Genomic DNA, 15757 nt, shown 5'->3' with positions numbered 1-15757 from the left:
TTCGTATCGTGCCTATTGTATGCCCTTAAGCACACGTTTAAATATTTATTGATAGGCTATGAGCATACATAATTATTCATTATGTATGCTCAAGTACGATCAATAGTGGATATATAGTATGGTTATAGGCAATCGGTATGGATGAGTTCGTGTGATCCTTGTAGTGAGCGGGGTAAGCCCGCTCACTACAACTCCGCTTGGTCGTTGGCGCTTTACATTCGGCCGCTTTCAGCGGCTATACGATTTGGAAATGAAGGCTAGATGGGACGATTCCGAGCAACAACCCGAAAAGCTCGTAGGAACAATCGGCGCGTGTTTGCCTTCGGATTTTTCCTGCAACCTCTCGCGCTGTGCATGAACTTGTTGTGCCCTGCGATCGCGCCTAGTCTTCGTCCGTCATCGCAAAAAACGGTGACACGGACGTGCAAGTCCGACGAAACTGTTTAGGCGTACAAACGCCCAGCCATCCAACGGGCGTTTTTTGTGCTCGCTGCTTTATGGCGGCTGCGCGCAGGAGGTCTTCGGACCTGCTGGGTGTCCTAAACAGGCCCGGTCTTGCACACCTGCGCACGGTCGCCACCCTCATTCGCGTGCAAGCGAACGGTGGCGCTCCTTACTCATCTGTTTAGGAGTTTCATCATGTTCAAACCTACCCCCAATCCGCCGCACAACACCGAAATCGAACACCGTAAACTCCAGGCCGCCGCCGAGCGTGCCATGGATCATTACTTTCCGACTTCTGCTTCATCCTCACTTTTTGCCGTCTCTCCCTCTCAATCCACTGAAGCCTTGCTGGCCAACGCTTCTGAAACCTTTGCCTCACTCAACGCCCTGACCTCCAATCTGGCCTTTGAATTGGAAGGCTCGCAGCGCGGCGTGGTGCTGGCCATTCAACAGATGAGTGAGCTGGGGCAGTTGTTGGTGGATCAAGCACTGGAGCAGGTCGCTCCTTCTTCTGCAGGTTAAAACTTGATCGTTCCCAAAAAGGGACCTATCGTTCCCTTTTTGGGACTCTTCGATCACAGTCATGCAAACCTTGCCCCTTAGTACTGCGCTCTTCACCGTGACCCAGCAAAAAGTCTTGGGCTTGCTCTTTGGCAAGCCCGACCAAAGCTTCTTCACCAATGAAATCGCCCGCTGGGCAAAGGTGGGCAAGGGCAGCCTGACCCGCGAGCTGGAGCGTTTGCAGTTGGCAGGCATCCTGACGGTGACACGCCAGGGTAACCAAACCCACTACCAGGCCAATCCGCAGTGCCCCATTTATTCGGAGCTGTTGGCCATCGTGCGCAAGACCCTGAGCCTGGATGAGCCATTGCGCAACGCACTGGCTCCCTTTGCCGCGCAACTGAAGTGGGCATTTATTTACGGCTCTATCGCCAAGGGTGAGGCGCACTCATCCAGTGACATAGATCTGATGCTGATCGGCGAAAGCCTCAACTACAGTGAAGTCATGGAGCAGCTCATGCCGCTGGAAGAGCAACTGGGCCGCACCATCAACCCGACGCTCTATACCCCCGAAGACTGGATCGGCAAATGGAATGCCGGGAACAGTTTTGTGCAGCGGGTGGCGGAGCAGGACAAGATCAACCTGATTGGGGAAAACCCCTTGGAGTCCAAGGATGGACAGCAACGCGAATCTGGAGAACTTGCAACGTAGTGGTGGCTTGAAGGCGGAGCCTCCGGATCGAAAGGAATGTGACGGGTTGATGCGCTCAGCCCGGGATCGATTGAAGGACGCCAAAACTCCGCAATTATCGTTCGCCAGCCGTTTTGATCTGGCCTACAACGCCGCCCATGCAGTCGCCCTGACAGCCTTGCGCTTGCACGGCTATCGCTCGGACAAGCGCTATCTGGTGTTCCAATCCCTGGTTCATACTTCCGGAGCCAGCAAGGTCCAGGTGAGACTGTTTGCGCTATGCCACGAGCGCCGCAACCTGGCGGAATATGAAGGGTATATGGATGAGGATGAAGCTTTGCTCGGACATCTTGTTGAAAGCACGCAAGCTTTGGCAGGGAAAGTTGAAGAGGCGCTTGCGTTCCAATACCGGAATTAATCAACTCAGGAAGAGTATGGTCAAACAACCTATGAGAGGTTGGTATGAGGTAAAGTTTGTCAGGCGCCTGCCGATAAAGAAGGTGTTTTTTATCGTTGGGAAGGAGCTTGATTATGTGGTTTATAGATGGGTTCGTCAGAGACTTTGCAGCTCTTTATAATAAATCTGCTTTTACAGGTGCATTAATTTGGTGGGGGATCGTGCTGTCACTGACTGCCGCTGTGACTATGTATGACTCAAATTCCGGGCGCAGAAAACTCTGGGGTTTTCTCATTTCGACGATCGGTGCGGTAGGCATCCTGATGTACGTCGAATATATCAATATGAAAGTTCATCAAGACGTGCTGAAAGGAGTGATCACTAATTTTGTCGTGATGACATTGGGAGGGCTTGGAGCTGGCCTACTCGCGGTTGCGATCACCGAAGACGTGAGTAAATCAGAAGACATTAAGTTTCGAGATGGCTTATTTAACTTTTATGATTGCGCGTTTGTATTTGTCGGGCTTTCATCTTTGTCGATATTTTCATTCTGTTTAGTCTCTGAATTTCTGGGGCGAACAGTGGCAACAGAGCATGAGCTTTCTGGCATGTTGGTGACATCTCTCGGGGCATTAATCGGATGGGTGATAACAGCATGTCGTCACAAAATTATGCGATATGAAGCTTTGGCTGGAATACTGCTGTTCTTATTTTTTGTGTTTATTTTAATTATCTATGCGCAAGCGCTTTCAGGCGTGTGGGAGCTTGCCAGCATTTGGGTTTTTACGTTGATCGGTTTGATAGGTGCCGGACTGGCTGGCGCATTGAGACTGTTCGCTGCTTACAGTCGGGCCAAAATTATTCACCGCATCATATAGATGACGATTAATGAGCGGCCCAACGTTCCCTTTTTGGGACTATTGCCAGCACCACCGATCAAATTGTGCGAGCTGGCTTGCCTGCGATGCGGGCGACTCGGCGAGTCAGGCTCACCGCAGCGATGCCATCGCAGGCAAGCCAGCTCCCACATTTGATTTCTGTCGGTTCCAAACCAGCGTTTGCTGATGAACCATTACGCCAATCGTAACGATCCACCGCCCAGCTTGATTGATGCCCCCCCAATACCCTCCTAAGGTACAGCCCACGACAGCACATCCCGTGGAGCGACCATGACAACAACAACTTCCCCCGATTCGCGCTGGACGCGGCGGCGCGATGAGAAGCAGCGCCGGCTCGCACTGGTGCGATCCTTCGCCGATGGCGCCGTGCTCCCCAGCGACCGCATCGTCGAAGCCCTGGAAGCCCTGATCCTCCCCGGCGACCGTGTGGTGCTGGAAGGCAACAACCAGAAGCAGGCGGATTTCCTCTCCCGCTCCCTGGCCAAGACCGACCCCGCCAAGCTTCACGATCTGCACATGATCATGCCCAGCGTCGGGCGCTCCGAGCACCTGGACCTGTTTGAAAAGGGCATCGCCCGCAAGCTGGATTTCTCCTTCGCCGGCACTCAATCCCTGCGCATCAGCCAGTTGCTGGAAGACGGCCTGCTGGAAATCGGCGCGATTCACACTTACATCGAACTCTACGCCCGACTGGTGGTGGACCTGATTCCCAACGTGGTCCTGTCCGCCGGTTTCATGGCCGACCGCGCCGGTAATATCTACACCGGCCCCAGCACGGAAGACACGCCCGCGCTGATCGAGCCGGCCGCTTTCAGCGACGGCATCGTCATCGTCCAGGTCAACCAGTTGGTGGATGACGTCACCGACCTGCCCCGCGTCGACATCCCCGCCAGTTGGGTCGACTTCGTGGTGGTCGCCGACAAGCCTTTCTACATCGAACCGCTGTTCACCCGCGACCCACGCCATATCAAGCCAGTGCATGTGTTGATGGCGATGATGGCGATCCGTGGAATCTACGAAAAACACAACGTTCAGTCCCTGAACCACGGCATCGGTTTCAACACCGCGGCCATTGAATTGATCCTGCCAACCTACGGTGAATCCCTGGGTCTTAAGGGCAAGATTTGCCGCAACTGGACCCTAAACCCACACCCAACCCTGATCCCCGCGATTGAAAGTGGCTGGGTGGAAAGCGTGCATTGCTTCGGCACCGAACTGGGCATGGAAAACTACATTGCCGCCCGGCCGGATGTGTTCTTCACCGGTCGCGATGGCTCGCTGCGTTCCAACCGGATGTTCTGCCAACTGGCTGGGCAATACGCGGTGGACCTGTTTATCGGGGCCACCTTGCAGGTCGATGGCGACGGGCATTCCTCCACGGTCACACGTGGCCGCCTTGCCGGTTTTGGCGGGGCGCCGAACATGGGCCACGACCCACGCGGTCGCCGCCACGGCACGCCGGCCTGGCTCGATATGCGCCACGACGATGCCCCGGAAGCCTTGCTCGAACGCGGCAAGAAGCTGGTGGTGCAAATGGTCGAGACCTTCCAGGAAGGCGGCAAACCGACCTTCGTCGAAACCCTCGACGCGGTAGAAGTTGCACGCAAAAGCGGCATGCCCCTGGCGCCGATCATGATCTACGGCGATGACGTCACCCACTTGCTCACCGAAGAAGGCATCGCCTACCTGTACAAGGCCCGCTCCCTCGAAGAGCGCCAGGCGATGATCGCTGCCGTCGCAGGCGTTACCGCCATCGGCATGCGTCACAACCCCAAAGACACCGCGCGCATGCGCCGCGAAGGGTTGATCGCGTTGCCCGAAGACCTCGGCATCCGCCGCACCGACGCCACCCGCGAGCTGCTCGCCGCCAAGAGCGTGGCCGATCTGGTGGCGTGGTCCGGTGGTTTGTACAACCCGCCCGCCAAGTTCAGGAGCTGGTAAATGCACGCACTCAAACTGCACGACCTGACCCTGGCCGAACGCCTGGCCGACATGGCCGTCGACGCCTTGATTGATGAAGCCGATCTGTCGCCAAAACCGGCGCTGGTGGACCGACGCGGCAACGGCGCCCATACCGATTTGCACCTCGGCTTGATGCACGCCTCGGCACTGTCGTTGTGGCCGGCGTTCAAGGAAATGGCCGAAGCGGCTATTGAGTTTGGCGACGTCGGTTTGCCCTTGCGTGAAGCCCTTGGGCGGATCGGTCGCGAAGGCGAAGAGGCGATGCTCGTCACCACCAGCGGCGTAAACACCCATCGCGGCGCGATTTGGGCACTTGGCTTATTAGTGGCCGCCGCCGCCCTGCAACCCGAGTCCAGCACCCCCGGCGCAGTGGCTTTGCGCGCGGCCCGCCTGGCGCTGCTCAACGATCGCTACGCGCCGCAGCCCCTGAGCCACGGCGCCCAAGTCGCACAACGTTATGGCGCTCGCGGTGCCCGTGAAGAAGCGCAACTGGGCTTCCCCTCGGTGCTGCAACGCGGCCTGCCACAACTGAAAAAAAGCCGCCTGCACCAACACGGCGAACAGAACGCGCGGCTCGATGCCTTACTGGCGATCATGACCGACCTGGCCGACACCTGTGTGCTCTATCGCGCCGGCCCCGAAGGCTTGCAGGCCATGCAGCAAGGTGCCCAAGCGGTGCTGGACGCCGGTGGCAGCGCAAGCCTCGCCGGCCGCCGCCAACTGCATGAGCTGGACCAGCAACTGCTGGCGCTGAATGCCTCCCCTGGTGGCGCCGCCGACCTGTTGGCCGCCTGCCTGTTTATCGACCGCCTCGACGGAGCGCTGTGATGGAAACCTTATCCTTTGAATTCCCCGCCGGGCCGCCCGCCAAGGGCCGTGCGCTGGTGGGTTGTGTCGGCTCCGGCGACCTGGAAGTGCTGCTGGAACCGGGCACTGCCGGCACCCTGACGATTCAGGTGCAAACCTCGGTGAACGGCGCGCAGCTACGTTGGCAGCACCTGTTTGAACGAATCTTCCAGGAGCAGACACCGCCCGCACTGAACATCGATATCCACGACTTCGGCGCCACTCCCGGCGTGGTGCGCTTGCGCCTGGAGCAGGGCTTCGAGGAGATCGGTCATGACTGACTTGCTGAACACCCACAGTTTCGTCGAACTTGGCGCCCGGCAGCGGGCCAAGGCCTTGCTCGATGCGGGCAGCTATCGCGAATTGATCGACCCGTTCCAGCGCGTCATGTCCCCCTGGCTGAGCCGCCAGGGCGTGGTGCCTCAGGCCGACGACGGCGTGGTGATCGCCAAGGGCAGCATCGACGGGTTGCCGGTGGTCATTGCGGCCATCGAAGGCAATTTCCAGGGCGGCAGCCTCGGTGAAGTCGGCGGCGCAAAGATGGCCGGCGCCCTGGAGCTGGCCGCTGAAGACAACCGCAACGGCATCCCGACCCGCGCCATCCTGCTGCTGGAAACCGGCGGCGTGCGCTTGCAGGAAGCCAACCTGGGCCTGGCAGCGATTGCCGATATTCACGCGGCAATTGTCGACCTGCGCCAGTACCAGCCGGTGATCGGTGTGGTGGCGGGCAGCGTGGGTTGTTTTGGTGGCATGTCCATCGCGGCCGGCCTGTGCAGTTACCTGCTGGTGACCCGCGAGGCGCGCCTGGGTCTGAACGGCCCGCAGGTGATCGAACAGGAAGCCGGGCTTGAGGAATACGACTCCCGCGACCGGCCCTTCATCTGGAGCCTGACCGGCGGCGAACAGCGCTTCAACAGTGGCTTGGCCGACCGGTATGTGGCTGACGACGTGGCGCAGATTCAGCAGCACGTCACTGAACTGCTGCACCAGGGCTTGCCGGAAAACCAGCGCAGCCGTCAGGTGGAACACTATCTGGAACGCTTGGCAGCACTGAACGCCGAACCGCAAATCGACCCGGCGACGGTTCGCGATCTGTATCAGGGAGAACGCTCATGAGAGGTTTGCAGTGGTTCAACGCGTTGAGCGGCGATGCAACGCCTGTGGGTGGTTTGCCGAACTCGCTGAAAGTCGCCGACGGTGTACTCGGTGATCAGCCCGTGCGCTTTATTGCCGTGGTCACCGATCCAGACAATCGCTTTCCTCGCGCTCGCAACGGTGAAGTCGGTTTACTCGAAGGCTGGGGCTTGGCCAAGGCGGTGGACGAAGCGATCAACACCGGCGACAAGCGTCCGCTGATCGCCATCGTCGATGTGCCGAGCCAGGCTTATGGCCGTCGCGAAGAAGCCTTGGGCATTCACCAGGCATTGGCCGCCGCCGCCGACAGCTACGCCCGTGCGCGCCTGGCCGGTCACCCGGTGATCGCGCTGCTGGTGGGCAAGGCGATGTCCGGCGCCTTCCTCGCCCACGGATACCAGGCCAATCGCCTGATTGCCCTGCGCGACCCGGGCGTGATGGTGCATGCCATGGGCAAGGCCTCGGCCGCGCGGGTGACCCTGCGCAGTGTCGAAGAGCTGGAAGCCCTGGCCGCCAGCGTGCCGCCGATGGCCTATGACATCGACAGTTATGCCAGCCTCGGTTTGCTCTGGGAGACCTTGTCGGTCAGCCAGATTGAGCAACCCAGCGCCGACGATGTGGTGCGCGTCAGTGATTGCCTGGTGCACGCGATCAAGGATGTGCAAGCGGGTGGCCGCGACCTGAGCGGTCGCCTGGGCGCCACCAACCGCGCCGCCTCCAGCCACGTGCGCCAACTGCTGCGGGAGCAATGGTGAACGCCCACGACTTGCTCTGGGGCATGACTCCGGCGCATGCGCCCGAGGATGCTCCGGCCTGGGTGCTGGAAGCGTTGGACGCCGGGCATCCGGTGGTGGTGCGGCGTGCCATTGCGCCGCCGGGCCAGGTGGCAGTGGGTGTGCGTGGGCGCTTGCGTGAGCAGCGGTTCGCCGCCGTGATGCCGATGTCGGCGGTGCAGCGGCGCGTGGTACCGGAAGCCCTGCGCGGCGTAATCTCGCCACGGGATTTGCCGGCGTTGGAGGCACTCGCGCAACTGCGGCCGGTGTTGGCGAACGAGCCGTGGGGCGTCACCGGCAGTGCCGGTTTCGAACTGGCCAGCGGCATTGAAGCGCTGCACGCCAAGAGTGACCTGGATTTGATTTTGCGCACGCCCGGGCGGCTTGATCGCGGCGATGCAGAGGACCTGCTGGCGATACTCGACACCGCGGTGTGCGCCGTGGACCTGCAACTGCAAACGCCTTTTGGCGCGGTCGCGTTGCGTGAGTGGGCGGGTGGTTCACGCCGCGTGCTGCTGAAAAATGCCAGCGGCGCGCAGTTAGTGACCGACCCGTGGCAGGCCGTGGCATGAGCAGCCTCCTGGCGTTTCCGGGGCAGGGCGCCCAGCGTGCGGGCATGCTCCAGCAACTGCCGCGTGCGGTGCTGGACGAAGCCAGTGCTGCCCTCAATGAGGATGTGCTTGCGCTGGATTCCGCCGAAGCGCTGGCCTCGACCCGTGCGGTGCAGCTCTGCCTGTTGATTGCCGGCGTCGCCAGTGCGCGCTTGCTGGAACACACCCCCGATTACGTCGCCGGGCTGTCCATCGGCGCCTACCCGGCTGCCGTGATTGCCGGGGCTTTGGACTTTGCCGACGCGCTTAAACTGGTCAGCCTGCGCGGCGAATTGATGCAACAGGCCTATCCCCACGGCTATGGCATGACCGCCCTTATCGGCCCAGACCTGTCCACCGTCGAAGCCTTGCTCGCCCAGGTCCATAGCCCGCAAACCCCGGTGTACTTGGCCAATATCAATGCCGACAACCAGACGGTCATCGCCGGCAGCGACGAGGCCATGACGGCAGTTGCCCATCTGGTTCGCGGCAACGGTGTCGCCAAGCGCCTGGCCGTCAGCGTGCCGTCCCATTGCGCGCTGCTGGAAAAACCCGCTGAGGCGCTGGCTCAAGCCTTCGCTGAAGTGACACTGAAAACGCCGGCCATCACCTATCTGAGCAGCACCCGCGCCCGGCCGATCCACAACACCGAGCACCTGCGCGACGACCTGGCCTTCAACATGTGCCGCATCGTCGACTGGCGCGGCACCGTGCAAAGCGCCTATGAGCGTGGCGTGCGCCTGCACCTCGAACTGCCCCCCGGCGCCGTGCTCACGGGCCTGGCGCGCCGGGTGTTCGAGCAAGGCACCGTCATCGCCTTCGAAGGCGCCCGCCTGGACACCTTGCAAGCCCTGCTGCGAGAGGAGGAGAACCGCCACCGATAAAGCACCACCCAAGGCTTTCGAAGCACAAAAACAACAATTTCGATGAAGCACTTTGAGGATAACCAGCATGATCATTTACGGTGTGGCGTTCCTGGCGTTCTGTACGCTGGTGGGACTGTTTGTGGGCGAGTTGCTCGGCAAGTGGATGGGCATTCCGGCCAACGTCGGTGGCGTGGGTATCGCCATGTTGTTGCTGATCGGCCTGGGCAGCTACTTGCAAAAGCGCGGCCTGTTTGTCGGCAAGTCTGAGCAAGGCCTGACGTTCTGGGCGGCAATCTATATTCCGATTGTGGTGGCTATGGCCGCTCAGCAAAACGTCTACGGCGCGATCAAGGGCGGGCCCATGGCGATTCTGGCGGGCACGCTGGCGGTGGTGCTGGGCTTTGCCTTGGTGCCGGTGCTGTCACGCATCGGCAACCGTGAGCCGGACGCCGTTGTTCCCACCAAAGAAGCCGGGTGATCGCCATGTACGAATCGATGATGAAAGTGATCACCGGCTACGGCTTGATCAGTGGTTTTGCGGTAATCGGCCTGACCATGTGGGTGTCCTACTGGATCTCCAATAACTTTACCAAAGGCCGTCTGCACGGCTCGGCCATCGCCATTTTGCTGGGGCTGGTGCTGTCCTATGTCGGCGGCGCGTTTACCGGGGGTTCCAAAGGGGTGGTGGATATTCCATTGCTGTCGGGTATCGGCCTGTTGGGCGGCGCGATGCTGCGGGACTTTGCGATTGTGGCCACGGCGTTTGGGGTGAGTGTCGATGAGCTCAAGCGCGCCGGCTATGTGGGTGTGCTGGCGCTGTTTGTCGGCGTGGGTTCATCGTTTATCGCCGGGGTCGGCGTGGCCATGGCGTTTGGTTATACCGATGCGGTGAGCCTGACCACCATCGGTGCGGGCGCGGTGACCTACATCGTGGGCCCGGTGACCGGTGCGGCGATTGGGGCGAGTTCCGAAGTGATGGCGCTGTCGATTGCCGCCGGGTTGATCAAGGCCATTCTGGTGATGGTGATGACGCCGTTCGTGGCACCGATGATCGGCCTGAACAACCCGCGCAGCGCGGTGATTTTCGGGGGGCTGATGGGCACCTCCAGCGGCGTGGCGGGCGGGTTGGCCGCCACGGATCCGAAGCTGGTGCCTTATGGTTGCCTGACCGCTGCGTTCTATACGGCGCTGGGCTGTTTGCTGGGGCCGTCGCTGTTGTTCCTGATCATGCGCGGGCTGGTGGGCTAGGCCCTGATTCATTGTGGTTCATGAGGGCCTCATCGCTGGCAAGCCAGCTCCCACATTTGACCGAGTACTCCCAGACAATTCGGTCAAATGTGGGAGCCGGGCTTGCCCGCGATAGCGGTCTCAAGCCTGGCGATTGGCATACATCCGGCACTCTGCCAACAGCGCGAGCAAATTCGGGTCGCGCTCCTTGGCTTTCAGAAACACCACGCCAATGTGCTGCTGCAAGCGGTAGCGCGGTTGCAGGGGAATCAGCTTTACCCGATTCTCATACACCGCCGCGATCCGCCCCGGCAGCAGCGCATACCCCACGCCCGAGCTGACCATGCTCAGCAGGGTGAAGATGTCGTTGACCTGCATCGCCACCTTCGGTGCGAACCCTGCCTGCTTGAACACGCGGTTGCCATCCTGGTGGGTGGCGAAGCCTTGGGTGAGGGTGATGAAGGTGGCGTCGCGTACGTCCGCCAGGTCGATTTCCTGCTCACGGTCGAAGGGTGAGTCCGCCGGGGTGGCGAGGAAGATATCGTCGGAAAACAGCGCGATCTGCTCGCAGTCCGGGTCGTTGGCGTGCTCGTCGAGGGAGATCAGGATCGCGTCGACTTCCATGTTCTTCAGCTTGTACAGCAAGTCGAAATTGGAGCCGAGGATCAGGTCGATGTTGAGTTCGCTGCGGCGAATCTTCAGCCCCATGATCAACTGCGGCACGGTCTTCACGGTCAACGAATACAGCGAGCCCAGCTTGAAACGCTCGGCGGAGAAACCGGCGGCCTCGCGGGTCACCCGCACGCTGTCGACCACCTCCTGCACCAGTTTCTGCGCACGCTCTTCCAGCACATAGGCGCTCTCCAGCGGGGTGAGGTTGCGCCCCTCGTGCTTGAACAATGGGCAGCGCAGGGCGTTTTCCAGGGAGTGGATCGCCCGGTGCACGCTGACGTTGCTGGTCTGCAACTCCGCCGCCGCCCGCGCCAGGTTGCCGGTGCGCATGAAGGCAAGGAAGATTTCCAGTTTCTTGAGGGTGAATTCTTCGTCGATCAGCATGAGGGTGACTCTTGTTCGAATGCCGTCGATTGTGCCCCTAAAACCAGTTCACTCCCAGCCATGCACTGCACAGGCCCAACACCACGCCGAGGATGATCAGCCAGATCGCATTGAGCCGCGTGTAATACACCACGCCGGCGCTGGCCAGGGTCAGCACCAGGCTGGTGGCGTTGTTTTCCAGGCTGTTCATCAGGATGTAGCTGGCGGCCAGGATCAGCCCGATCGAGATGGGTAACAGGCTGCCCTTGACCCGCTGCACCCACGGGGTCTTGGTGTGTTTTTCCAGCCAGCCGGCGCCCAGGTACGTCAGCACCGAGCAGGGCACCAGTTTGGCCAGCAACGCCACCAGAGCGCCAGGCAGCCCGGCGGCCTGTTGGCCGATAAACACCAGCAGCATGCCATTGGGCCCCGGCAGCGCCTGGGAGAGGGCGAAGAAGGCGACAAACTGTGCGTCGGTGAGCCAGTTCATGTCGGTCACCGAGTAGCGGTGAATATCGCTCACGGCAACCATGTTGCCGCCAATCGACATCAGCGACCACAGCGCACACTGGATCATCAGGTGGAAGAGAGCGCTCTGCATCAGCCGGCCACCTTCTGCTTGCCGACAAAACTCAACGCCAGGGAACTTGGGATGCAAATCAGCAAGACCATCCACAGCGGCAACACCAGCACCGCCATCAACACGAAGGTCAGGACGAACGCGCTGTAGTTGGCGAGCGTGCGCGGCATGGCCTTGAGCAGGCGCAAGGTGGTGCCCAGCATCAGCCCGGTGGCGATCGGCATCACGGCGCCGAAGATCTGCTGCACCACCTCATGGCTCCACCATTTGGCATAGGCGAAGCCGGCCAGCACGGTGATCAGCGAGGGGAACAGATACAAGCCGACCACGGTCACAACCGCACCCGGCAAGCCATGCAGGCGCCGGCCATAGATGATGCCGACGTTGGCGATATTCGGCCCGGGGAAGAATTGGCCGGTGGTCAGCAGCTCGTTGAAGCCTTGTTCGCTGACCCACTGCCGACGGTCAACCATCATCTGCCGCGCCCAGGGCATCACGCCGCCGAAGCCGAACAGGCCGACCATGGCGAAGTTGTAAAACAACTGCCACAGACTGGGGTGAGGCGGGGCAGGTTCGAGGTCGGGCATGGGGATTACCGATGGGTTCGGGAGCGGGGTGCTTTTATGTGGGAGCTGGCTTGCCTGCGATAGCGGTGTATCAGCACCCGATGTAGGGCTGACCCACCGCTATCGCAGGCAAGCCAGCTCCCACAGGATGAAGCGAATCATCTATCGGCGTGTGCATTTGGGCAAATGAAGAAAGGTTGTTACCTGATATTGGCCGGGTGACGTCAGAATGGACGGGGTGATAACGGTTATTCGAGGTGAGTGACACATGTATCACGGGGAACGATTCAACGCCTGGAGCCATTTGCTCGGGGCGGTAGCGGCCTTTATTGGCGCGGTATGGATGTTGGTGGTGGCCGGGATGGACGGCAGCCCCTGGAAGATTGTCAGCGTGGCGATCTACGGTTTCACGTTGTTGGTGCTGTACAGCGCGTCCACCGTTTACCACAGCGTGCGTGGGCGCAAGAAAGCGATCATGCAGAAGGTTGATCACTTTTCGATCTACCTGCTGATCGCCGGCAGCTACACGCCGTTTTGCCTGGTGACGCTGCGCGGGCCGTGGGGCTGGACGCTGTTCGGGATTGTGTGGGGGCTGGCGGTGATCGGCATCCTGCAGGAGATCAAGCCACGTTCCGAGGCGCGGATCCTGTCCATCGTGATTTATGCGGTGATGGGCTGGATCGTGCTGGTGGCGGTCAAGCCGCTGATCGCTGCGCTGGGCCCCACCGGGTTTGCCTGGCTGGCCTCGGGCGGGGTGCTGTACACCGTGGGCATCATTTTCTTTGCCCTGGAGGACCGCCTGCGTCACTCCCACGGGATCTGGCATTTGTTTGTGATCGGCGGCAGCCTGCTGCATTTTGTGGCGATCATGGGCTATGTACTCTGACAGTGTGGGAGCGGGCTTGCTCGCGAAGGCGGTGGGTCAGTTAATACATGTACCTGGCTGATCCACCGCCTTCGCGAGCAAGCCCGCTCCCACATTAGGCCTGTGTTATAGCCGGTCCAACTGCTCCTGGGCGCGGCTGCCGAAGATCTCCAGCAGGCTCGCGAGCATATGCGGCGGCGGTTCGTCAGCGCGGGTCAGGGCATACAAAGTGATCGGCAGCGGCGGCGCCAGCGGGCGAATGCAGGTGGTGGCCGGTGATGCACCCAGAGCGGTGAAGGGGTCGATCACCGCCAGCCCGGCGCCGGATTCGACCATGGCCCTGGCCAATGAATAGGTCTGCACCGCGATGCTGACCCGGGGCGGCGGGTCGACCGCTTCCAGGTAGCTGTCCAGCTTGGCCGATAACGGGTCGGCGCTGGAGAGTCCAATCAACGGCGCGCCCGCCAACGCCATCAGCGGCAGCGGTTTGCCCAGCTCGTTTTCCTTCCAGTAATCCTTGGGCGCCAGCGCTACCAGCACGCCGTGGGCCAACGGCTGGGCGCTCAGTGCCGGGTGGTCGGGCGGTTGCAGCGTCAGGGCCACGTCGACTTCACGCATCAGCAGGTTTTGCACCAGCTCGCGGCTGTGGGCGCTGGACAGCTCGCAGGCGATGTCCGGGTAGCGTTGGGTCCACTCGCGAATGGCCGGTGGCAGCAACGACAGGGCCAGCGCCGGCGTGGCGCCGATACGCAGGCGCTGGCCCGGCTCGCGGCGCAGGTTGTGTGCCAGGCGCCGCACGCCTTGAAGGCTTTCGGTCACTTTGTCGACCTCCCGCTCCAGCGCCAAGGCTTCCGGCGTCGGTTGCAGCTTGCCGCGGATGCGCAGGAACAGCGGGAAACCCAACTGCAACTCGGCGTGTTGCAGCACCTTGCTCACCGCCGGCTGCGAGACGTGCAGCAACTGGGCGGCGGCGCTGATGGAGCCGGTCTGGCGGATAGCCTGGAAGATTTCGATATGACGCAAGCGCATGGGCAGTCCATAACCTTTGTTTATGGGTGACCCATCTTTATTCATTGTCCCGCCGCTGTCACCTGCCCCTAACCTTCAACCCGGACAACACAGGGTTAAGGAACGGACATGGCTCAGCAGGTTTGCATCATCGGCGGTGGGGTTATCGGCTTGGCGAGTGCCTACGCCCTGGTGCGTGCCGGTATGGACGTGACCGTGGTCGAAGCCCGGGAAACCCTGGGCAGCGAGACCAGCTTCGCCAATGGCGGGCAGTTGTCCTACCGCTATGTCGCGCCCCTGGCCGACAAAGGCGTGCCGCTGCAAGCCATCGGCTGGATGCTGCGCGGTGACTCGCCGCTGAAGCTGCGCCCACGCATGGACCCGGCACAGTGGCGCTGGATGGCGTCATTCCTGGGCGCCTGCCGTGGCTCGGTGAACCAGCGCAATGCGGCCCATCTGCTGCGCCTGGCCTCCCTGAGCCAGAACACCCTGCAACGCTGGCGTGAAGAAGACCAACTAGGCGACTTCCACTGGCGGCGTAATGGCAAGCTGGTGACCTTTCGCACCCTCCACAGCTATGAGCGCGCACTGAATAAAGTCACCGACCCTTTGCAACAGCAAGTGCTCTCGGCGGCAGACTGTGAACGGCTGGAGCCGACCCTGGACGGCGGCCGCTTTTTTGGCGGCATCTACACGCCCAACGAAGAGGTGGGCGACTGTCATGCCTTCTGCCAACAGCTGGCGGCGCGCCTTGAGGCCTCGGGGCGCTGCACATTTCTGCTGGGGCGCAAGGTGACCGGGATCCATCACCATGGGGGCCGGGTGCATTCGATAGAGATGGGCAACGAGGCATTGTCTGTAGAGCACCTGGTACTGGCCGCCGGGCACCGCAGCCCCGAGCTGGCCTTGCCGGGTATGTCGTTGCCGTTGTATCCCCTCAAGGGCTACAGCCTGAGTGTGCCGATTGGCCCGCAGCATCAGGCGCCGAACATCAGCATCACCGACTACGACCGCAAGATCGTCTACGCCCGCATCGGTGAACAACTGCGGGTGGCGGCGATGGTGGACATCGTTGGCTTCGACACCCGGCTTGAACCCAAGCGCCTGGCGCTGATTAAACGCCAGGCCCTTGAGACTTTCCCCCTGGCCGGTGACTACCCGCATGCGGTCGAATGGGCCGGCATGCGCCCGGCCACACCCAGCGGCGTGCCGCTGATTGGTGCCAGCGCCTGCAGCAACTTATGGCTTAACCTCGGCCATGGTGCCCTCGGGTTCACCCTGGCCTGCGGCAGCGGCCAGGTGCTGGCCGAGTTGATTGGCCGGCACACCCCTTCCATTGATATGCAGGGCTTTGCGCCCCGCGCCGCTTGAGG

The 15757-nt window shown here is 61.2% G+C and carries 19 protein-coding genes; 15 read left to right on the top strand and 4 right to left on the bottom strand.

What is annotated here, in order from left to right; genetic code table 11:
* Positions 1-639: 639 nt before the first annotated feature.
* The 13 genes from HX855_RS16715 to madM all read left to right on the top strand — a co-directional run bounded on the left by HX855_RS16715 (position 640) and on the right by madM (position 10351).
* A complete protein-coding gene (locus HX855_RS16715) occupies positions 640-966 on the top strand; it encodes a DUF6124 family protein (protein ID WP_177086926.1) in 327 nt (108 codons plus the stop codon).
* 61 nt (positions 967-1027) lie between these two features.
* Positions 1028-1657 (top strand): nucleotidyltransferase domain-containing protein, encoded by a 630-nt coding sequence (locus HX855_RS16710; protein ID WP_177086928.1) that lies wholly within the window; start codon positions 1028-1030, stop codon positions 1655-1657.
* Positions 1620-2054: a hypothetical protein gene (locus HX855_RS16705; RefSeq protein ID WP_177086930.1), complete on the top strand. Its 435-nt coding sequence runs from the start codon at positions 1620-1622 to the stop codon at positions 2052-2054. The genes HX855_RS16710 and HX855_RS16705 overlap by 38 nt, the downstream gene beginning before the upstream one ends.
* 113 nt (positions 2055-2167) lie before the next feature.
* Complete coding sequence (locus HX855_RS16700) at positions 2168-2911, top strand: hypothetical protein (RefSeq protein WP_177086932.1); 744 nt, start codon at positions 2168-2170, stop codon at positions 2909-2911.
* 291 nt (positions 2912-3202) lie between these two features.
* Positions 3203-4873 (top strand): malonate decarboxylase subunit alpha, encoded by a 1671-nt coding sequence (mdcA, locus tag HX855_RS16695; protein ID WP_169386924.1) that lies wholly within the window; start codon positions 3203-3205, stop codon positions 4871-4873.
* Positions 4874-5722, top strand: coding sequence for a triphosphoribosyl-dephospho-CoA synthase (locus tag HX855_RS16690; protein WP_177086934.1), 849 nt, complete (start codon positions 4874-4876; stop codon positions 5720-5722).
* Positions 5722-6021, top strand: coding sequence for a malonate decarboxylase subunit delta (locus HX855_RS16685; protein ID WP_088425476.1), 300 nt, complete (start codon positions 5722-5724; stop codon positions 6019-6021). Before HX855_RS16690 ends, HX855_RS16685 begins: the two co-directional genes overlap by 1 nt.
* A complete protein-coding gene (locus HX855_RS16680) occupies positions 6014-6856 on the top strand; it encodes a biotin-independent malonate decarboxylase subunit beta (protein WP_177086936.1) in 843 nt (280 codons plus the stop codon). The genes HX855_RS16685 and HX855_RS16680 overlap by 8 nt, the downstream gene beginning before the upstream one ends.
* Positions 6853-7629 carry a biotin-independent malonate decarboxylase subunit gamma gene (gene mdcE, locus HX855_RS16675; RefSeq protein WP_177086938.1) on the top strand — a complete coding sequence of 259 codons (777 nt, stop codon included), beginning with the start codon at positions 6853-6855 and terminating at the stop codon, positions 7627-7629. Before HX855_RS16680 ends, mdcE begins: the two co-directional genes overlap by 4 nt.
* Positions 7623-8219: a malonate decarboxylase holo-ACP synthase gene (locus HX855_RS16670; protein ID WP_177086940.1), complete on the top strand. Its 597-nt coding sequence runs from the start codon at positions 7623-7625 to the stop codon at positions 8217-8219. Before mdcE ends, HX855_RS16670 begins: the two co-directional genes overlap by 7 nt.
* Positions 8216-9121, top strand: a complete 906-nt coding sequence (mdcH, locus tag HX855_RS16665; protein ID WP_177086942.1) for a malonate decarboxylase subunit epsilon — start codon at positions 8216-8218, stop codon at positions 9119-9121. The genes HX855_RS16670 and mdcH overlap by 4 nt, the downstream gene beginning before the upstream one ends.
* A 67-nt stretch (positions 9122-9188) precedes the next feature.
* A complete protein-coding gene (madL, locus tag HX855_RS16660; RefSeq protein WP_177086944.1) occupies positions 9189-9581 on the top strand; it encodes a malonate transporter subunit MadL in 393 nt (130 codons plus the stop codon).
* A 5-nt stretch (positions 9582-9586) separates the two neighbouring features.
* Positions 9587-10351, top strand: coding sequence for a malonate transporter subunit MadM (gene madM, locus HX855_RS16655; protein WP_177086946.1), 765 nt, complete (start codon positions 9587-9589; stop codon positions 10349-10351).
* A 120-nt stretch (positions 10352-10471) separates the two neighbouring features.
* On the opposite strand, the gene HX855_RS16650 is transcribed toward madM, so the two are convergent.
* The 3 genes from HX855_RS16650 to HX855_RS16640 are packed head-to-tail and all read right to left on the bottom strand — an operon-like array spanning position 10472 to position 12532.
* Entirely contained in the window at positions 10472-11386 is a 915-nt protein-coding gene (locus HX855_RS16650; protein WP_177086948.1) for a LysR substrate-binding domain-containing protein, read from the bottom strand.
* 37 nt (positions 11387-11423) lie between these two features.
* A complete protein-coding gene (locus HX855_RS16645) occupies positions 11424-11966 on the bottom strand; it encodes a chromate transporter (protein WP_177086950.1) in 543 nt (180 codons plus the stop codon).
* Positions 11966-12532 carry a chromate transporter gene (locus HX855_RS16640; protein ID WP_177086952.1) on the bottom strand — a complete coding sequence of 189 codons (567 nt, stop codon included), beginning with the start codon at positions 12530-12532 and terminating at the stop codon, positions 11966-11968. The genes HX855_RS16645 and HX855_RS16640 overlap by 1 nt, the downstream gene beginning before the upstream one ends.
* Before the next feature lie 247 nt (positions 12533-12779).
* On the opposite strand from HX855_RS16640, the gene HX855_RS16635 reads away from it, so the two are divergent.
* Positions 12780-13397: a hemolysin III family protein gene (locus HX855_RS16635; RefSeq protein WP_177043129.1), complete on the top strand. Its 618-nt coding sequence runs from the start codon at positions 12780-12782 to the stop codon at positions 13395-13397.
* Between the two features lie 105 nt (positions 13398-13502).
* On the opposite strand, the gene HX855_RS16630 is transcribed toward HX855_RS16635, so the two are convergent.
* Positions 13503-14405, bottom strand: a complete 903-nt coding sequence (locus HX855_RS16630) for a LysR family transcriptional regulator (RefSeq protein WP_177086954.1) — start codon at positions 14403-14405, stop codon at positions 13503-13505.
* Between the two features lie 108 nt (positions 14406-14513).
* On the opposite strand from HX855_RS16630, the gene HX855_RS16625 reads away from it, so the two are divergent.
* On the top strand, positions 14514-15755 hold the full coding sequence (locus HX855_RS16625) for a D-amino acid dehydrogenase (RefSeq protein WP_177086956.1): 1242 nt from the start codon (positions 14514-14516) through the stop codon (positions 15753-15755).
* Positions 15756-15757 lie beyond the last annotated feature (2 nt).

This window comes from Pseudomonas sp. IPO3778 (genome assembly GCF_013386825.1).
In the GTDB taxonomy this organism is placed as follows: domain Bacteria; phylum Pseudomonadota; class Gammaproteobacteria; order Pseudomonadales; family Pseudomonadaceae; genus Aquipseudomonas.
The sequence above is the reverse complement of the archived record's forward strand: the minus strand, read 5'-3'. Positions and strand labels throughout refer to the sequence as shown.

Bases quoted from the DNA above. Each gene is read 5' to 3' on its own strand.
- HX855_RS16715 (WP_177086926.1), top strand. From the start codon at position 640: ATGTTCAAACCTACCCCCAATCCGCCGCACAACACCGAAATCGAACAC.
- HX855_RS16710 (WP_177086928.1), top strand. From the start codon at position 1,028: ATGCAAACCTTGCCCCTTAGTACTGCGCTCTTCACCGTGACCCAGCAA.
- HX855_RS16705 (WP_177086930.1), top strand. From the start codon at position 1,620: ATGGACAGCAACGCGAATCTGGAGAACTTGCAACGTAGTGGTGGCTTG.
- HX855_RS16700 (WP_177086932.1), top strand. From the start codon at position 2,168: ATGTGGTTTATAGATGGGTTCGTCAGAGACTTTGCAGCTCTTTATAAT.
- mdcA (WP_169386924.1), top strand. From the start codon at position 3,203: ATGACAACAACAACTTCCCCCGATTCGCGCTGGACGCGGCGGCGCGAT.
- HX855_RS16690 (WP_177086934.1), top strand. From the start codon at position 4,874: ATGCACGCACTCAAACTGCACGACCTGACCCTGGCCGAACGCCTGGCC.
- HX855_RS16685 (WP_088425476.1), top strand. From the start codon at position 5,722: ATGGAAACCTTATCCTTTGAATTCCCCGCCGGGCCGCCCGCCAAGGGC.
- HX855_RS16680 (WP_177086936.1), top strand. From the start codon at position 6,014: ATGACTGACTTGCTGAACACCCACAGTTTCGTCGAACTTGGCGCCCGG.
- mdcE (WP_177086938.1), top strand. From the start codon at position 6,853: ATGAGAGGTTTGCAGTGGTTCAACGCGTTGAGCGGCGATGCAACGCCT.
- HX855_RS16670 (WP_177086940.1), top strand. From the start codon at position 7,623: ATGGTGAACGCCCACGACTTGCTCTGGGGCATGACTCCGGCGCATGCG.
- mdcH (WP_177086942.1), top strand. From the start codon at position 8,216: ATGAGCAGCCTCCTGGCGTTTCCGGGGCAGGGCGCCCAGCGTGCGGGC.
- madL (WP_177086944.1), top strand. From the start codon at position 9,189: ATGATCATTTACGGTGTGGCGTTCCTGGCGTTCTGTACGCTGGTGGGA.
- madM (WP_177086946.1), top strand. From the start codon at position 9,587: ATGTACGAATCGATGATGAAAGTGATCACCGGCTACGGCTTGATCAGT.
- HX855_RS16650 (WP_177086948.1), bottom strand. From the start codon at position 11,386: ATGCTGATCGACGAAGAATTCACCCTCAAGAAACTGGAAATCTTCCTT.
- HX855_RS16645 (WP_177086950.1), bottom strand. From the start codon at position 11,966: ATGCAGAGCGCTCTCTTCCACCTGATGATCCAGTGTGCGCTGTGGTCG.
- HX855_RS16640 (WP_177086952.1), bottom strand. From the start codon at position 12,532: ATGCCCGACCTCGAACCTGCCCCGCCTCACCCCAGTCTGTGGCAGTTG.
- HX855_RS16635 (WP_177043129.1), top strand. From the start codon at position 12,780: ATGTATCACGGGGAACGATTCAACGCCTGGAGCCATTTGCTCGGGGCG.
- HX855_RS16630 (WP_177086954.1), bottom strand. From the start codon at position 14,405: ATGCGCTTGCGTCATATCGAAATCTTCCAGGCTATCCGCCAGACCGGC.
- HX855_RS16625 (WP_177086956.1), top strand. From the start codon at position 14,514: ATGGCTCAGCAGGTTTGCATCATCGGCGGTGGGGTTATCGGCTTGGCG.